At 36.6% G+C, this 19,823-nt stretch carries 11 protein-coding genes; 3 read left to right on the top strand and 8 right to left on the bottom strand.

The window, feature by feature from the left end:
• Positions 1-73: 73 nt before the first annotated feature.
• The 6 genes from clpB to fabI form a co-directional block, all read right to left on the bottom strand.
• Positions 74-2,650, bottom strand: coding sequence for an ATP-dependent chaperone ClpB (gene clpB, locus A6A10_RS03830; RefSeq protein WP_121121812.1), 2,577 nt, complete (start codon positions 2,648-2,650; stop codon positions 74-76).
• Between the two features lie 362 nt (positions 2,651-3,012).
• Complete coding sequence (locus A6A10_RS03825) at positions 3,013-5,775, bottom strand: lactoferrin/transferrin family TonB-dependent receptor (RefSeq protein ID WP_121121814.1); 2,763 nt, start codon at positions 5,773-5,775, stop codon at positions 3,013-3,015.
• Positions 5,776-5,788: 13 nt separating this feature from the next.
• Positions 5,789-8,227: a transferrin-binding protein-like solute binding protein gene (locus tag A6A10_RS03820; protein WP_121121816.1), complete on the bottom strand. Its 2,439-nt coding sequence runs from the start codon at positions 8,225-8,227 to the stop codon at positions 5,789-5,791.
• A gap of 310 nt (positions 8,228-8,537) precedes the next feature.
• On the bottom strand, positions 8,538-9,359 hold the full coding sequence (gene apaH / locus A6A10_RS03815) for a bis(5'-nucleosyl)-tetraphosphatase (symmetrical) ApaH (RefSeq protein WP_121121817.1): 822 nt from the start codon (positions 9,357-9,359) through the stop codon (positions 8,538-8,540).
• Between the two features lie 59 nt (positions 9,360-9,418).
• On the bottom strand, positions 9,419-11,398 hold the full coding sequence (locus A6A10_RS03810) for an exoribonuclease II (protein WP_121121819.1): 1,980 nt from the start codon (positions 11,396-11,398) through the stop codon (positions 9,419-9,421).
• 137 nt (positions 11,399-11,535) lie between these two features.
• Positions 11,536-12,324, bottom strand: a complete 789-nt coding sequence (gene fabI / locus A6A10_RS03805; RefSeq protein ID WP_121121821.1) for an enoyl-ACP reductase FabI — start codon at positions 12,322-12,324, stop codon at positions 11,536-11,538.
• A 217-nt stretch (positions 12,325-12,541) separates the two neighbouring features.
• On the opposite strand from fabI, the gene rlmE reads away from it, so the two are divergent.
• The 3 genes from rlmE (at position 12,542) to A6A10_RS03790 (ending at position 16,111) form a co-directional block, all read left to right on the top strand.
• Positions 12,542-13,168: a 23S rRNA (uridine(2552)-2'-O)-methyltransferase RlmE gene (gene rlmE, locus A6A10_RS03800; RefSeq protein WP_121121823.1), complete on the top strand. Its 627-nt coding sequence runs from the start codon at positions 12,542-12,544 to the stop codon at positions 13,166-13,168.
• A 99-nt stretch (positions 13,169-13,267) separates the two neighbouring features.
• On the top strand, positions 13,268-15,208 hold the full coding sequence (gene ftsH / locus A6A10_RS03795; RefSeq protein WP_121121825.1) for an ATP-dependent zinc metalloprotease FtsH: 1,941 nt from the start codon (positions 13,268-13,270) through the stop codon (positions 15,206-15,208).
• 216 nt (positions 15,209-15,424) lie between these two features.
• Positions 15,425-16,111 (top strand): alpha/beta hydrolase family protein, encoded by a 687-nt coding sequence (locus A6A10_RS03790; protein WP_170143752.1) that lies wholly within the window; start codon positions 15,425-15,427, stop codon positions 16,109-16,111.
• Positions 16,112-16,192: 81 nt separating this feature from the next.
• Here the strand turns inward: A6A10_RS03790 and lpdA are convergent, their stop codons facing one another.
• On the bottom strand, positions 16,193-17,617 hold the full coding sequence (lpdA, locus tag A6A10_RS03785) for a dihydrolipoyl dehydrogenase (RefSeq protein ID WP_121121829.1): 1,425 nt from the start codon (positions 17,615-17,617) through the stop codon (positions 16,193-16,195).
• 170 nt (positions 17,618-17,787) lie between these two features.
• Positions 17,788-19,698, bottom strand: coding sequence for a pyruvate dehydrogenase complex dihydrolipoyllysine-residue acetyltransferase (gene aceF / locus A6A10_RS03780; RefSeq protein ID WP_121121832.1), 1,911 nt, complete (start codon positions 19,696-19,698; stop codon positions 17,788-17,790).
• Positions 19,699-19,823 lie beyond the last annotated feature (125 nt).

The raw sequence follows: 19,823 nt of genomic DNA, 5'->3' as shown, positions 1-19,823 counted from the left end.
GTTAATAATTCTGCTCGTATTCCAATGGAAAGTCAAGCAACAAAAACACTCCAAATGATTAAACTTCAATCATTTAGTTATTTTCAGCGATAAACTGTCCATCACGATAATCCACCACAACTGGCTTATTCGGTAATAATTTACCTGATAAAATTTGTTGTGCTAACGGATTTTCAAGGGATTGCTGAATTGCACGTTTAAGCGGTCTTGCTCCAAATAACGGATCAAAGCCAGCTTCACCAATATGGTCAAGGGCTGCATCTGTTACGGTGACACTATAACCGTGTTCAGCCATACGTTTAATCAAGCGTTCCAATTGAATACTTGCAATTGCACGAATATTCGCTTTATCAAGTGGGTGGAATACCACTGTTTCATCAATACGGTTGATAAATTCTGGGCGGAAATGTTGTCCTACCACAGACATTACCACTTCTTTCATTTCATCATAGTTCATATCTTGTGCAGTTTCCTGAATCAATTGTGAACCTAAATTTGACGTCATAATGACTACTGTATTTCTGAAATCAACGGTTCTTCCTTGTCCATCAGTCAAACGACCATCATCCAATACTTGTAATAAGATATTGAACACATCAGGATGCGCTTTTTCAACTTCATCCAACAATATGACAGAATATGGACGACGACGTACCGCTTCAGTTAAATAACCACCTTCTTCATAACCAACATAACCCGGAGGCGCACCAAGAAGGCGAGATACACTGTGTTTTTCCATAAACTCAGACATATCAATACGCACCATTGCATCGTCACTATCAAACAAGAAATTCGCTAGTGTTTTGCTCAATTCGGTTTTACCTACCCCAGTTGGTCCTAGGAATAAGAACGAACCAATCGGACGATTTGGATCTGACAATCCAGCACGGCTACGACGAATAGCATTTGCTACAGCATCAACCGCTTCACCTTGTCCAATCACACGTTTATGTAAAACGTCTTCCATTTTGAGTAGTTTTTCTTTCTCGCCTTCCATCATTTTTGCGACAGGAATACCCGTTGCACGAGAAAGCACTTCGGCAATTTCTTCATCTGTTACACGAGTACGCAATAACTGCATACCAGTATCTTCGCTTTCGTGTTTTTCAGCTTCCGACAATTGTTTTTCTAAACTTGGAATCACGCCATATTGTAATTCTGACATTTTTTCAAAATTACTTTCACGGCGAGCTTGTTCCATTTTCAAACGAGCATCTTCAAGGGCTTCCTTGATATGTTGTGTACCAAGTAAGGTTGATTTTTCCGCTTTCCACACTTCTTCAAGTTCAGCATATTCACGCTCACGAGCGGTCAGATCTTCATTTAATTTTGCAAGTCTTTGACGGCTTGCTTCATCATCTTCTTTTTGTAACGCTTGTTGTTCCAATTTTAATTGGATAATACGACGTTCCAAACGATCTAAAGGCTCTGGTTTAGAATCAATTTCCATTCTGACACTTGATGCCGCTTCATCAATCAAATCAATCGCTTTATCTGGTAATTGACGATCACTGATATAGCGGTGAGAAAGTGTTGCTGCCGCTACGATTGCAGGGTCAGTAATTTGTACGTGATGATGGATTTCATAACGTTCTTTCAAACCACGTAAAATCGCAATGGTGTCTTCGACTGTTGGTTCATCGACAAATACTTTTTGGAAACGACGTTCTAGTGCCGCATCTTTTTCAATATATTGACGATATTCATCAAGGGTGGTTGCACCCACACAGTGTAATTCACCACGAGCTAAAGATGGTTTTAATAAGTTACCCGCATCCATTGCACCATCTGTTTTACCCGCACCAACCATTGTATGAATTTCATCAATAAAGAGGATCACTTGGCCTTCTTCTTTGGCTAATTCATTCAACACGGCTTTTAAACGTTCTTCAAATTCACCACGATATTTTGCTCCCGCAATTAATGCTCCCATATCAAGAGAAAGAACACGTTTATTTTTTAAGCCTTCTGGCACTTCATTATTCACGATACGTTGGGCTAATCCTTCCACAATCGCTGTTTTACCCACACCCGGTTCACCAATTAACACAGGGTTATTTTTGGTACGACGTTGTAATACTTGTACAGCACGGCGAATTTCTTCATCTCGCCCAATGACTGGATCCAACTTACCGCTTCTTGCTCTTTCGGTTAAATCAATTGTATATTTTTGAAGTGCTTGGCGAGTTTCTTCTGCATTTTGACTATTCACGCTCTCCCCTCCTCTAATTTGTTGGATCGCATTGCTCACTTTGTCTTTTGTGAGTCCTAAATTCTTTAATAATTTGCCTAAATCACCGCTATCATCTAATGCGGCTAACACAAATAATTCTGATGAAATAAAACTATCGCCGAATTGTTGTGCTAACTTATCACATTGATTTAATAGGCGAATAAGTTGTTGTGACGGTTGAACGTCTGTTCCTTGCACTTGTGGCAAGCGATTAATGATATTTTCTAATTCACGCACTAATCGTTCAGGTTGTACATTCAACGTAGTAAATAGCGGTGAGATCGACCCATCATTTTGCTTTAATAATGAAAATAATAAATGCACAGGTTCAATGTAAGCGTGATCTTTTCCGATCGCTAATGATTGTGCTTCTGCAATCGCTGTTTGAAATTTACTGGTAAATTTATCAATATTCATAATTACCTCGATATTTAATTCTGGTTATCTCCCAATAATCGTCTTATTAGGATTCGTTCACGCTGATATAAATTGGGGAATTCAAAGGGATTTCAAGGGATAAAATGAAATAATTTAGTAAAATTATCAATTATTGTTTTCATTTACTAAATAATAGACAAGACAAAACTGGCGCAAAATAAAAAGCACCACACTTTGTTTTAAGTATGATGCTTATATAAGTTCAATTAAGCCAATATCAAGAGAATTTATGCAAACTTTGCTCCATATAAGAAAGGCATTATATGGCTAAGCATAAAACAAGCGGTAAAATTGCAAACTTATTTGCATATCTTACCGCTTATAACCTCAAGCCAAATTGACTAGAATTTCATTTCTAATGTTAGCGCATAGTTTCTACCTGGTGCGGCATAGCGAGCATAATTGTTATTTTCTGAAATAGTTACGCTATTTCTTGTTGATTGTCTCAACGCTTCCCAAGTTACATAACGATAATTCATTATGTTGTAAACCCCTGCTCTAAGCGTGAAATTTTTATGGAGATTTAAGTAACCAACTAAGTCATAAATGTACCAGTGTTTAGCTGTACGATCAGAAATATTATCGCTTCTTTCTGCACCTGTACCACTTCCTTCTCGATAAGTTACTCTAAGCTCATTCGGATCTTTTGACTTAGAATAGGTCATCGTCAAATTAACGCCCCATTTATTTTGATCTGGTTCATCATAACCTAAACTTGCGATATAACGGCTCGGTTGTAAAGTATCAAACCCATAAGAATCAACATTCAAATGATCGTAAACACTAACACTTTTTGGTTTTATCTTATTATAGGCTAAATTACTATACAGCCCCTCAGGCAATCTGTCCCAAATACCATTCCAGTCAATCTTACCAACTAAGTTAAATCCTTCAACCGTTGCATCTAAAGCATTATGGTATTGGTTAGAATTAAGAACAGGTCTTAATTTACCTTGTGAATCAAGAGCTAATCTTTCACCTATCGCAATCAATTTTTTATATTTATTATTGAAATAACTCAATTCTAAGCTACCAAAATTACCTCTAAACCCAATACCAATTTCATTATTTAATGCTTTTTCTGGCTCTAAATTACTTGGTTGATATGCTCCGTTTGCAACATCTTCTGCAGTCAATCCCGGATTACGATATCCAAATAATTCTTGGAAACTTGGTACCCTAAATCCACTAGAAACACGATAAGATAAAGAGATATTTCTAATCGGTTTAAACACTAATCCAAGATTCCAAGATGGATTATGGTAACTTCTATTTTTAGCTGTTGCTGTATCATCCGATTTAAATTTATAGTAATCGAAACGCATACCAACACCTAAATCTAGGTATTGATTTATTCTGATATTATCTCTTAGACCAACAAATTTATTATCGCCTTTAATAACCCTAGAAGCACAATTTCGATATATTGAGAGAAGATTACAATTGTCTGGTTCATTAACTAGATTTACCTTCCAATCACTGATAATTCTTGGATTTGATAGTAATCCTCTTCCTGATGGTGTATAAGTCACATCAGTATAGATTCTATACAAATCTTTTCTTTCTAATTTTGATTCAAAATAATCAATTCCACCATCAAAATTAAATGTATTTTGTGTAGAAAATATATCAACTTTCTTTTCTATTCCTAATTTTAATAAATTATGCTTTTCAGAATATACATTTCTTTCTGAGCGATAAAACGAACGGATTTTATCCTCAGATGGTCGACAACTTTTATCTATATTCGGATAGGCAGAACAATTTAAATTGTGTTCTTGCTGATCTAAAGTAATCTCTTGATTATTGAAATCTAATGTAAGGTTATCCACCCATTTAGGATCAATAAAGCGATACGTGAGACCTCTTCTTACTTTTCTATGATTTTCATCATAAAATCTTGCTCTTGCCCATTTGGCTCCAATAACCCCAGAATGAATACCATCTAATGGTTCTCCCCCTAATGGATAGTAGCCAGTAGATCCTGCAAAATCAATTTTTAGTAAAGTACTAGGATCATTCTGCCCTCTATCATTGATAGAATAGTAACTTTTCAATGACATATCACGTATATCATAACGTTGCTTTGTTTCTTCAAAAACAACGCCTAGATAATGAAATGGATTAAATTGATAGCCTAATTTAGCAAGCCAAGATCCTGTTTTATATTTCATTGGATCAGGCAAAGCACGATCACTCCCGGTATAATCCTTAGCCGATAAAGTTTCTACAATTTCATTATTTCCAGCAGCATCTAGTGGGGTATAAGCTACTCTTGGTTGCTCTGTACATAAAACATTTACATTACAATCATTTTCAAAAAGGAACCATTCCCCCCCATTAGGATCATCCAAAGGCCTTGTATCCATACGTTTTATAGTATAATTCATCGTATTAGCTACATCGGAATGAGCTTGGGTTTCTCTACCATTTTTATGGGTATATTGTACCAATCCTTCAAATCCACCTGTTCTACCAGCAAATCCAACAGATTGTGTAAATTGTTTATTTTTACTACTATATGCTGACTTATTGGTTAATCCCCAATTTTTACCTTCTGGAATGATATCTGCTGGTTCTTTCGTCCGAAAGCCTAATGCACCACCGAGTGAACCACTACCATATTCAGAAGAACTCGCTCCCTTACTTATTTCAATAGCAGCTATATTCTCGTTCTCTACTTCATTAATGGAACCGCCACCTCGACGATTAGAACCACTTTCTCTTTGCATTACATAAGATTGCACTTGAGGTAATCCATCAACAACAATCGCAACCCTATTCTTATCTACTCCACGAATAGAATAACCAACCGAGGCTCCTCGCCCTTGTTCAACTACAGCAATACCTGGATCATATCTAACTAAATCTCTTATACCTAAAACTTGCTCTCTGCTAATAACATCACTCGTTTTAACGATTTTTCCTAATCCAGTGACTTCATTATCTTTACGGTTTACTTTCCTTTTTCCCGTAACTTGAACATCACTCAATTGCTTTACATCATCAGCCGCATGAACAGAATCTATAATAAAAGGCACAATAAAAATTGCCACATACAGAGTAGAATACATAAATGGATTTTTTTTGAATTGATTACGCATATTATTTCCTTATTTACTTAACTTTTTCTGCGCCAAATACTATTTCTGCTTTTTCTTTTGTTGATGAATTCTCATAATGGATTTTTCCACCTAATGCTTGAGCCTCATTACCAAAAAATGCACCTTTAACATCAGCACCATCCGAGTTAAATACCATTCTCGGCGTCGCTGTATTGCCGTTAGTCCCTTTTTCTAAAACGATACCAGAGCCATTGGTATAAGCCTTACCATTGAATGTATTTCGATCAATTGATGCTTCAATGATGATGTTTCTATCTTCACTTTTTAAATTATCAAAAGTTCTATCATCTGGTAGTGCATTATCGCTGAGATAGCCATTTAAAGATTTATCTGCAAAATTAGCTAAGAAGAATGCTTTTCTTTCCGTAGGTGCCGTGCTAAGAGCATCACTTCTAACTCTTCTCTCTGTTGTGGCACCATTAGCTTGGTTTCCTTCGGAAACCTGAGTTCTTCCATCGAAATAACCATACCAATTTCCTCTATATTCAAATGATTGAGCCGTTGGCATTTTATCGACAGGTGTTTTAAGTCCTTGTAAGAACAAATAGTTACCTAAAGAACTATTAGTCGGTTTTTGTACTAATGCTATTTTTTCAGCTATATTTTCTTCAAGTTTGGAAAAAAGAGACATATCTCGTTCTCTAGCATTTAACTCACTAGCAACTCTTTCTTTTATACTTGCAAGATCAGATTTAAATTCACTATATGGATAATATTCATTCGTTTTTTCGGAATATAATTCTCCATACAGTAATTTAACTCCGTCTTCATCATTACTATAATAATGCCCTTCTTCAAATATTCTATTTCGTTCTTCTTCAGAAGATGCTGTATCTAAAGTTGGATTGCTAGTAGCGCGATCATTGTCATCATTAAGCTCTTTGACGATCTTTTTCTTTAATTCATCAGTCATATACTCGAAAATTTCGTTTCTCACATATTCCAATTTTGATTTTTGTGTATCATCTAATTTAGTGCTGTCATTTTTCAGTACAACATCTATTGCAAATCTTAGGCGATTAAAGTCATCATCATCTGCTCCTGCATTATATAACTCATAAAATAAATTACTCTCTGTCCCCGTATAAGTATCAATAACTTGTCGAACAACAGCGATGTGACTTTTAGATCTTTCTGATAATGATGCTTCATCAATTGCACTTGTATTATTTTGATCTTCAGAACTAGTATGGCTAAATGAACCAAAACTAACATTATCTAAGAATGTATAATGTACATCGACTTTATTATCTGTTTCAGGATTTAAAGTAGCACTAGTGAATGATTTAGATTTAACGAGAGGTACAGCTTTACCATCTACAACTAATTTTGATATTCCAATAAAATTAGCCATGGCAGAAGCATTGATAGTATTGTCATCAATTTTAATTTTAAATGCCTCTGATATATCCTCTGGAGATAAATTCGCTATAGAAGCATTTGTTTTAGCACCAAATACAGCAAATAAAGAGCCATCATTTGCAAAGAAACTTCCCGCTAATTCTTCTGCATTGTCACCATAGAATCCCCCCTCAACAGAATCAGAGTCGGCATAAAAATATTGCTCTTTTTGACGATCATTTACAGTAGGTACTGCCTTTCCAGTAAAGCGATTACCCACAATTTCTCCATCAATAATGTTATAACGAACAACATAATTTCCATCTAAGGTTCTACCCAATTCACCGACTAAAGTTTTATCATTAAAATTGACAGTAAATCGGCTACTGTGCGTGGCATTTTCCTCATTATTTGAATTAGCACTAAAATAATCGCCAGCTTTAAATGTATTTACATAATATTTAGAACTGACGACATCTAATGAATTTCTAAAGGATTTTGCATCAGTAATGAATGCCCATTCTCCTTCATACATTACTTCTGGTGCGGTAGGAAGTGACTGAGAAGAGAGATCGCCTTGGTAATATGCTTTAAAAGGGCTATCAACACTTTCATATATGAGATTACCATCATCATTTTCCACTGATGAAAGAGAATTTTTCATATTCTCGATCCCAAAATCAATATGTGAATATCCATCTTTAGGTTTAAATAAATTATTACTTCTCTCTACAATATCATTTTGTTTTAGGGGAGCATCAGCCATTCTAGATGCTTTATAAGATTGTTCACCATTTACGATATCATTGATGATGATCACATCTTCAATAGTTTTTCCATTACGAAGCACAAAATCTTGTTGATTTCTACGAACTAATCCCAATTCTTTACCCAACATTGATTCTTTAGCATTATCAGCGGAAACTGATTCTGTTGAACCATTATCAAGATTTTCATTCGTATTTATGTTTGGCTGAATATCAATATTTTTTTCTACAACATTAGAATCAAAACTTCCTTTACCTGTACAAGCTGCTAATAAGATAGGAAATACTAATGCTAATTGATTTTTTTTAAATTTTATGGTCATAAAATCCCCTTGGTAGTAATGAACGCTGTTAATTATAATGAAAATTATTATCAATTACTATATTATTTTTAGAAGGGATTAAAACTAATTTAAATCAATTAGTTAAATAGTTATTTTAAACAGAAATAGAATGAAAAATGGAATGATTTATCTATAGATTTATTGCTATGTAGAAAATAAAAGGTAGGTTTAACTCAATATCAAAATAAGAACATTGATTTAGAATCTTACAAAAGAAAATGCACAGCTATCGTAACCATAAAAAACTTGATAAAAGCTTTCCAAGTAAAAGTTAGCTGTACATGAAATTCTAGAATTTATGCAAACTTTCTTGAGTGAATATTTGCTGATCTTCCCAGCGTAGCATGGTTAAATAATTACCCCAAACACAACCCGTATCTAATGCGTAAATATTTTTAGGCGTTTGATAACCAATTAAACTTGCCCAATGCCCAAATATAATTTTTTCAGTTTGATACAAGGGATTATCCAATTCAAACCAGGGTTTTAATTCGCTTGACGCTTGTTCGACTGGTAATTTACACTCAAAATCTAACCGCTTGTCTGTATAGCAGAAACGCATTCTCGTGAGAGAATTAATCGTATAACGCCAACGCTCAATCCCCGTTAAATCGGGCGACCAGCGATCAGGTTGAGCATCATACATTTGTTCAAGCAAACTTTTAAACTCATCCCCTTGTAAAATCGATTCCACTTCTTGAGCACATTCAAAAATAGTCGGAATATCTTGCCATTCGGGGCTAATGCCGGCGTGAGCGAGCAAAAATTTATGCTTAGGATGCTGTGCCACAAGCGGTCGGTTACGTAACCAATTTTGCAATTCTTCACGATCATCTGCATTAAAAATCGCATCCAAATTGTCTTTAGGCTTAACTCGTTTTATACCTTGCAACGTGGATAGCAAATGCAAATCATGGTTACCTAATACCATTGTAGCTCGTGAACCCAGCTCTTTGACAAAACGTAGGCACGATAATGAATCCTTTCCTCGTGCGATAATATCGCCCGTTAGCCATAATTCATCAGTTTTAGGATCAAAATTTACTTTGTCGAGTAATCGTTGAAACTCCTCAAAACAGCCATGTAAATCACCAATAATATAGGTCGCCATGATTTTCTCTCATTATTTGCAAAATATTCAGCGGAACTCACCGCTTAATCACACCCAAATTACACTAATAATTCGCCAATAATTGAACGAGTTTCGACTCTAACCTCTTTCAATTTAACTCGAATTGCTTGTCCAATTTGATAGGTTTTCTCGCCTTTGATATATAGCGCCATATCTTCAATATTAAATTGCATTTCATCTTTATTGTTATGTAAAGAAGAGAATGGGATAAATATTGAGGCACCATTTTCTATCGCTTTCACTCGTAGCCCACCACGTGAAACGTCTTGAATTTCGCAATCAAATTCAATATTTTTTTCCACCATTGGAGCAAGATAAAGAGCATACAGCCAATCAGCAATATCACGCTCAACCATACGATTTTGCTTACGCGCTTCTTGTAAACGAGCCAAAATACTCTCTTCAACTGCACTTGTCGCTTTATGAGCTAACACTTGTTTGATTAAACGATGGTTCACCATATCGCCATATTTACGAATTGGAGAAGTCCAAGTCGCATAATGTTCAATCCCCAAGCCTAAATGCGGTGCCGACTGTGCCTTAAACTCAGCAAAAGTGAGATAGCGACGTAAACGCATATCGAGGAAGTTTTCTGGGAAGTCAGCGATATCACGACGCATTTCACAATAACCTTCCAAGGTTGCTAAACGTTCCACTGAATAACGTTCGGCTAATTCATCGCGATTTTCATCAGTCGATAAGGTATCCAATAAGAAATTTTTAACTGCCTCTAAATTTTTAGGATCAAAGCCTGAATGGGTATTAAAAATACCCGTATGTGCATATTTATCTAAATATTGTGCAGCACAAATGTTCGCAAGGATCATAGACTCTTCAATCATTTGATTTGCAATACGACGAAATTCAACATGGATATCACGCACCGAACCATCTTCATTTAATTCAAAAGAATAGTCGCCTTGCTCTTTGAAAATAACAGCATTTTTAGCACGCCAGTCCATGCGAGCTTGAGTGAATTGGTGTAACCATTCAATTTGTTGCTTGGTTTCCTCATTTTCAGGTACCCAATGATTTTCGTTACCTTCAATGAAATCAGAAACATCGTTATAAGCCAATTTAGCCTTAGACTCTACCCACGCCGACGTAAATTGCGGTTCAGAAATCACTTCGCCCGACATATCGACTTCAATATACGCCACTAATGCAGGACGTTTTTCGTTCGGCACTAACGAGCAAAGCTCATCTGATAATTCTCTCGGTAACATTGGAATATTGAAACCGGGTAAATAGTTAGTGAAACAACGTTGACGAGCGGCTTTTTCAATATTTGAATTTTCTGGGATATAAGCAGTTGGATCAGCAATCGCCACCACTAAACACCAGCCTGATTGTTCTTCGCCTTGTTTAATTGGTTCAATATAGAGTGCATCATCCATATCTTGTGTGCTTGGTGAGTCAATCGTCGTAAAATATAAATTGGTTAAATCTTCACGCTCTAACTCGTCGTGTAAATGATATTCCGCCTCGCCTTTTACGGCTTCTCTCGGTTGCTCATGTTTAGCAAGGGTTACCCACCAAGGTGCAAAATTATCATTAGCTTGACAAATAAATTGCGTAACTTGAGCAAAGAAAAAGCGATCATCCCTTAATGGATGATTTTTTAATTGTGCAACAACCCAATCATTCTCCGCTAATTTTTCAGTCACTTTTTTATTGGTATTAGCAGGAATTGATAATTTAATATTGGGATGATCAACTGAAAGCTGTAATTTCCCCTCTTTATTGAATCTCACCTGAGCAATAAAGCGATTTAGCATAGGTTCAATTAACGAATCAACTTCGACCTGAGCTTTATCTCCATCACGTTTTACGGAAGCACGAATTTTGTCTCCGTGCATAATTTTTTTCATTTCTGGTGGTGGAATAAAGAAGGTCTCTTTATCACATTCAAGAAAGCCATAGCTCTTATCAGATGCTTTTACTATGCCTTCTACATATTCTTTACTGGCTTCGATTTGTTGCTTAAGTTGTGCTAATAGGGGGTTATTTTGAAACATTATTTTTACTCAAAAGTGACCACGGAAAACTAACAATTTTTTAAACGCGATAAAATAAAAACTACATTTTAACAAAATGATCTTACCGCTTAGTTATTTAAAAAATCATCAATTTTCCGTGGTTAAAGGAAAGGAAATTATTCGTCACCTAATTCAGACATTGCAACGATATTAAAACCACCGTCAACATGAACAACTTCACCAGAAATACCTGATGCAAGGTTAGAACATAAGAATGCAGCTGCATTACCTACATCATCAATCGTCACTGTACGTCTAATTGGTGTAACTGCTTCGCAAGCAGCTAACATTTTCTTAAAGTTTTTAATACCTGATGCCGCTAATGTACGAATTGGACCTGCTGAAATCGCATTAACACGCACACCATCTTTACCTAAAGATTGTGCCATAAAGCGAGTATTAGCTTCTAAAGACGCTTTTGCTACGCCCATAGTGTTGTAGTTAGGAATTGCACGCTCAGCACCTAAATAGGTCAATGTCACTAAAGCTGATCCTTCATTTAACATTGGACGCGCTTCTTTAGCCATTGCAACAAAGCTGTATGAGCTAATGTCGTGAGCGATACGGAAACCTTCACGATTTACCGCATCCACATAATCACCATCTAATTGATCGGCTGGTGCGTAAGCGATTGAGTGTACGAAACCATCAAATTTATCCCAATGAGTTGCTAATTGTTTAAAACAATCAACAATACTTTCATCGCTACCGACATCGCATGGAATAACGATGCTTGAACCAAACTCTGCCGCAAATTCTTCAACACGCGCTTTTAATTTGTCATTTTGATAAGTAAATGCAAGTTCTGCACCTTCACGATGCATTGCTTTTGCGATACCGTAGGCAATAGAACGGCTACTCGCAACACCTGCAATTAAAATACGTTTATTAGCTAAAAAGCCCATAAATTACTCCTTATAAGAAATTCTGAAATATGCTTTCACAAGCAAAACGGATTGATTATAACGAATATTTAGGCATTCGGGAAATATAAGCGGTCAGATTAGTGCAGTTTTTTGCAAAAAATATAATTACATTAATAGGATAAATTTTTCAGTTTCCCCTTGAAATAAAGTATTTCAGTCTTATTATAGTCCACTAAGCAAATATCAAGGAAATCACATGGGTAAAAAACGGAGTGCAAGTTCATCTCGATGGCTTGCGGAACATTTTAAAGATCAATTCGTCCAAAAAGCACATAAACAAAAATTACGTTCTCGTGCTTACTTTAAGTTGGATGAAATTCAAAAAAGTGACCGTTTATTCAAACATGGCATGACCGTCGTCGATTTAGGTGCCGCACCTGGTGGTTGGTCACAATACGTTGTGACACAAATTGGAGGTAAGGGACGGGTTATCGCTTGTGATATTTTGGATATGGATCCCATTGCTGGCGTTGATTTTCTGCAAGGCGATTTTCGTGAAGAAAGTGTTTTAAGTGCACTTTTGGAACGAGTCGGAGAAGAAAAGGTCGATGTTATTATGTCTGATATGGCGCCCAATTTTAGTGGGATGCCATCCGTTGATATTCCTAGAGCCATGTATCTAGTGGAATTAGCATTAGATATGTGCAAACAAGTTCTTGCAACTAAAGGAAGTTTTGTTGTCAAAGTTTTCCAAGGTGAAGGATTTGATGAATATCTAAGAGAAATTCGCTCACTCTTTAGTGTGGTAAAAGTTCGTAAACCTGAAGCTTCTCGAGATCGTTCCCGAGAAGTTTATATTGTCGCAACGGGTTACAAAGGCTAATAGGTTAAAAAGGATAGTTGGCATATCTTTTGAATTTATAGTAACCTTGATGAGATTCATGAGATTTTTTTAGTAAAAAGAGGGATAACCTTGAACGATATGTTAAAAAATATTTTGCTTTGGTCTGTAATTGCGATCACGCTGATGACAGCATTCCAAGGCTTTAACTCTAATTTTGGAACTAGTAATACAGTTGAATATTCAACTTTTATTGATGACTTAAAAGAAAACCGCTTAAAATCGGTCAATTTTAAAGCTAATGATGAAACCATTACTGTGACGAAATCAAATGGCTCAGAGTACCAAACGGTAATGCCTCTATATGACCGTGACTTACTTAACGACCTACTAAACAAAAATGTGACAGTAGTTGGCGAACCTGCTGAACGTCGTGGCTTGCTTTCTCAAATTTTGATTTCATGGTTCCCAATGCTTCTTCTTATCGGTTTTTGGCTATTCTACATGCGTCAAATGCAAGGTGGCGGCAAAGGCGGTGCAATGAGTTTTGGTAAAAGCAAAGCTAAAATGCTCGCACCCGATCAAATTAAAACATCATTTTCTGATGTAGCAGGTTGTGATGAAGCTAAAGAAGAAGTTGCGGAAGTTGTCGATTTCTTACGTGACCCATCTAAATTCCAAAAATTAGGCGGTAAAATTCCTAAAGGGATTTTAATGGTAGGTCCACCAGGAACAGGTAAAACACTCTTAGCCAAAGCTATTGCGGGAGAAGCCAAGGTACCTTTCTTTACTATGGCTGGTTCTGACTTTGTAGAAATGTTTGTGGGCGTTGGTGCTTCACGTGTACGTGATTTATTTGACCAAGCGAAGAAAAATGCGCCTTGTATCATCTTTATTGATGAGATTGATGCAGTAGGTCGTAAGCGTGGTGGTGCTGGATTTAGTGGCGGTCACGATGAGCGTGAACAAACACTTAACCAAATGCTTGTAGAAATGGATGGTTTTGAAGGTTCTGAAGGTGTTATTGTTATAGCTGCGACCAACCGTTCGGATGTATTAGATAATGCCTTAACTCGTCCAGGTCGTTTTGACCGTCAAGTGATGGTTGGTTTACCTGATGTAAAAGGCCGTGAGCAAATCCTAAAAGTACATATGCGCAAAGTGCCTATCGCACCTGATGTTGATCCAATGATCATTGCGCGAGGTACTCCAGGCTATTCTGGTGCCGACTTAGCAAACTTGGTTAATGAAGCGGCGTTATTCTCTGCTCGTGCGAATCAACGTGTTGTAACCATGAATGATTTTGAAAAAGCAAAAGATAAAATCAACATGGGTCCAGAACGTCGTTCAATGATCATGACTGATGAACAAAAAATCTCAACGGCATACCATGAAGCAGGACATGCAATTGTAGGTTACTTAATGCCAGAACATGATCCAGTACATAAAGTGACTATCGTGCCCCGTGGTCGAGCATTAGGTGTAACATTCTTCTTACCAGAAGGTGATCAAATTAGTATCAGCCATAAACAACTGGAAGGTAAACTTGCAAGTACTTATGGTGGTCGCTTAGCTGAAGAGCTTATCTATGGTAAAGAAAATATCTCTACGGGCGCATCAAGTGATATCCAAGTAGCTTCAAGTATTGCTCGTCGTATGGTAACTGAATGGGGCTTCTCTGAACATTTAGGTCCAATTCTTTATAAAGAAGAAGAGGGGTTCGGTGCACCGAAAGTTGTCTCAGAAGCAACAGCTAAACTTATTGATGAAGAAGTCCGTAAGATTATTGATCGTAACTATGAGCGTGCGAGACAAGTTTTAGTGGATAATATGGATATTTTACATGCAATGAAGGATGCATTGATAAAATATGAAACTATTGATAAACCACAAATTCAAAACTTGATGGAACGTAAACCTGTTGGTGATCCAGCAGGATGGAATAGTAACAATGATAATACGACTACTCCACCATCTTCTACATCTTCCGAAGAAGATAAGAAGCCAGAAGAAACTCCTGATCAAAAAACAAATTCAGGTTTAGGGGAATCTGTCGCTGATACAGAAGCAGATGTGAAGTAATATATCTTCTTTATTACTGATGAAAAAAGGGATTGCTTTTAGCAATCCTTTTTTATTTTCTTAACTAAATATTGAATTTGATCTATTTTTTCCCCAATATAAACGTATAGCAGATTTAACTTTTATGCATATAAATCCATTGTTATTTGCCTGAAAAAGCATCTCATTAAAAATAAGTATATAGTCGTTATTCAATTAAATATGACAGGAGAAAAAATGGAATATAACAAAATCACTTATGGACCAAATAAAGACCAATTCTATAAACTCTATTTGCAAACAGAAATTCCAAACAAATTAATAATCCTCGTACATGGTGGATATTGGCGTAATACCGTAAATCTTGATTCATTACAAGAATTGGAAACTTATTTTGTTGAAAAGGGCTATAACCTAGCAACTATTGAATATAGAAGAGGATCTGAACATCAATGGCCTATTCCTTGTGAAGATGTAACAGCCGCTATTAAAGATATCAAGCAGCGCTACAGCGGTGCTGAACTCATCACAATAGGTCACTCAGTTGGAGGACAATTGGTCCTTTTTACCTCAAATCTCGTAGATAAAACCATAGCTCTAGCCCCTGTTACGGATGTTAATTTCACATATCAGCATAAATTAGGTGATAATGCAGTAGAAGAATATTATGCAAAATCTCTTACTGAAAAATTATTAGCAGAAGCTTCGCCAATAAATTATGAATTAACTGGTGTGAAAAAAGTTTTAGTCGTTCAAGGAAAGGATGATAATAGAGTGTTAGTTGAAACTTCAGATAACTATATTAAAAAACAAAATACTGGCACAGTTCCAGTCGATTATTTAAGACTATCCTCAATGCCTCATACTGAAATTATTCACCCAAATAAACCATTTTGGAATTACGTACTGAATTGGATTGAATAAATTTAATAAGCTTATAAAAAACGGATAATCAAATACGATTATCCGTTTTTTATTGTGAGGTTTAATTTATATTAATTAAACTTATTTTTTCTTCGCTTTTGCATTTGGAAGGTCTGTAATTGACCCTTCAAATACTTCTGCAGCTAATCCAACAGATTCATGTAATGTTGGGTGAGCGTGAATTGTTAATGCGATATCTTCAGCATCACAACCCATTTCGATTGCAAGACCAATTTCACCAAGTAATTCACCACCATTGCTACCAACAATAGCTCCACCAAGTAAGCGATGAGTATCTTTATCAAAGATTAATTTAGTCATACCTTCTGAGCATTCAGAAGCAATCGCACGACCTGAAGCAGCCCAAGGGAATTTCGCTACTTCATAGTTTAATCCTTCTTGTTTACATTCTTTCTCAGTTTTACCTACCCAAGCAACTTCTGGCTCAGTATAAGCAATAGATGGAATCACTTTTGGATCGAAATAATGTTTTTTCCCTGCAATAACTTCTGCTGCAACATGACCTTCATGAACACCTTTATGCGCTAACATTGGTTGTCCAACGATATCACCGATTGCAAAAATGTGAGGAACGTTAGTACGCATTTGTTTATCAACACGGATAAAACCACGATCATCAACTTCTACACCCGCTTTTCCTGCATCAAGCAATTTACCATTTGGTGTACGACCGATAGCAACTAGCACAGCATCATAACGTTTAGTATCATTGCATGCTTTACCTTCCATAGAAACATAGATACCATCATCTTTCGCTTCTACTGCAGTCACTTTAGTTTCAAGCATTAATTTGAATTTTTTCTCGATCTGTTTTGTATAAATTGCTACAACATCTTTATCTGCTGCAGGAATCACTTGATCGAACATTTCAACAACTTCAACTTCAGAACCTAAAGAATTATATACAGTTCCCATTTCTAAACCGATGATACCACCACCCATGATAAGTAGTTTTTTAGGTACTTCTTTTAATTTTAATGCATCAGTTGAATCCCAAACACGAGGGTCATCATGTGGAATAAATGGTAATTGAATTGGACGAGAACCTGCTGCGATAATTGCATTATCAAATTTGATTGTAGTTGGGTTACCATCACGATCACGTGCAACTAAAGTATTAGGATCGGTAAACGTTGCTAATCCTTCAACAACAGTTACTTTACGTGCTTTAGCCATACCCGCTAACCCGCCAGTTAATTTACTTACTACAGCTTCTTTACCTTCACGAACGCGATCAAGATCAATAGTAGGTTCGCCGAAAGTGATACCATTTTTTTCTGCATGTTTTGCTTCTTCAATCACTTTTGCAACGTGTAATAATGCTTTAGATGGAATACATCCTACATTTAAGCACACACCACCTAAAGTTGAATAACGCTCAACAATCACAGTTTCTAAGCCTAAATCTGCACAACGGAAAGCTGCTGAATATCCTGCTGGACCTGCACCAAGTACAACGACTTGGGTTTTAATTTCTTTGCTCATTTTTACCTCTGATATGATTTGCGAGTCACGAAACTGATAAATAATCTCACTATAAGTGTAACCAATTTTAACAATTTTGTAACGAGAGCAAGATCACAGAATCAAAAATAAGCGGTCAGTTCATCATAAATTTTTACAAATTTTATTTATAATCTAACCGCTTACATTCACTACATAACTAAACGACGGATATCTGATAATACGCCATTTAAGTAAGTGATAAATCTTGCACCATCTGCACCATCAATCACACGGTGATCGTATGATAATGATAATGGTAACATTAGACGTGGTGTAAATTCTTTACCATTCCACACTGGTGTCATTTCTGATTTAGACACACCAAGAATAGCTACTTCAGGGGCATTTACGATAGGTGTAAATTGAGTACCACCAATACCACCTAAACTTGAAATAGTGAAACATCCACCTTGCATATCAGATGAAGTTAATTTACCCGCACGTGCTTTTTTCGAGATTTCTGATAATTCACGAGAAAGCTCAATAATACCTTTCTTATTCACATTTCTGAATACTGGTACAACTAAACCATTTGGTGTATCTACCGCAACACCAATATTGATGTATTTCTTAAGTGTTAAACGTTGTCCATCTTCTGAAAGTGAACTATTGAAGCGAGGGAATTGTTCCAACGCTTTAGCAACAGCTTTCATGATGAATACTAACGGAGTTACTTTAACATCTTGTTTAGTTTTCTCTAAGAACGCATTTTGTTCTTTACGGAACTGTTCTAATGTAGTGATATCTGCTTTATCCCATTGTGTTACATGAGGAATCATCACCCAGTTACGGTGTAAGTTCGCACCAGAAATCTTCTGAATACGACCTAATTCTACTTCTTCAGTTTCACCAAACTTGCTGAAATCAACTTTCGGCCATGGTAATAAACCTAAACCAGCACCATTCGCCACACCATTACCTGATGTTTGAGCTGTTGTGCCAGATTCAAAGGCTTTAACTGCAGTTTTCACATAAGCTTGAATATCTTCTTTGACGATACGACCTTTACGACCTGTACCTTTGACTTTGTCAAGGTTTACACCAAATTCACGTGCTAAACGACGAATTACTGGTGTAGCGTGTGCATAGCCATTGCTTGCAACTACTTGTTCTTGGCTTAGGCCTGCTACATTACCACCTGCTTGTGCTGGAGCCGCAGCTTGAGGTGCTGCAGGAGCTGCTTGCTGAGCTTGTGCCGGAACAGGAGCTGGTGCTGCACTAGCAACTTCAAATTTCATAATTAATGAGCCAGTAGAAACTTTGTCGCCGACTTTAATTAAGATTTCTTTTACAGTACCTGCGATTGGAGCAGGAACTTCCATTGATGCTTTATCACCTTCTACATTGATGATTGATTGATCCACTTCAACAACATCACCAACTTTAACCATGATTTCAGTTACATTAACTTCATCACCACCAATGTCTGGTACATTCACATCTTGAACTGCTGAAGCTGTTGCTTGAGCCTGAGGTGCTGGAGCAGATTCTTGTGCTGGTGCACTCGCTGCTGGTGCTGCACCTGCAACTTCAAATTTCATGATCAATGAACCTGTAGAAACTTTATCACCAACATTGATTAAAATTTCTTTAACTGTGCCTGCTACTGGAGCGGGTACTTCCATTGATGCTTTATCACCTTCTACATTGATGATTGATTGATCAAGTTCAACAACATCACCAACCTTAACCATGATTTCAGTCACATTAACTTCATCACCGCCAATATCTGGTACATTAACATCTACAACTGCACTTGCTGTCGCTGCTGGTGCTGGTGCAGCTTCTGCAACAGGTGCCGGTTGCGCTGCTGGAGCAGCCGCTGCTTCGGCAGAATCTAAAACTAGCATAGGAGAGCCAGTAGAAACTTTGTCACCCACTTTCACTAAAACTTCTTTTACTACACCTGCTTCTGGTGCTGGTACTTCCATTGATGCTTTATCGCCTTCAACGTTAATTACGCTTTGATCAACTGCAATAGTATCACCAACATTTACCATCACTTCAGTTACAGTAACTTCATCACCACCAATATCTGGCACTTGAATTTGTTTCGACATTTTTATTTTTCCTCGTAATTTCTTTTTCTATCATCTATCAGAAAAAGTTATGGAAGATTTCAGACACACTGAATTTGTAAAAAAATAAAGAAAACTCACCGCTTGTAAAATCTTCCTATACTTCC

This window comes from Otariodibacter oris (genome assembly GCF_009684715.1).
Taxonomy (GTDB): domain Bacteria; phylum Pseudomonadota; class Gammaproteobacteria; order Enterobacterales; family Pasteurellaceae; genus Otariodibacter; species Otariodibacter oris.
Note: the sequence above shows the minus strand (reverse complement) of the source record. Positions and strands in the feature narration are given on the sequence as shown.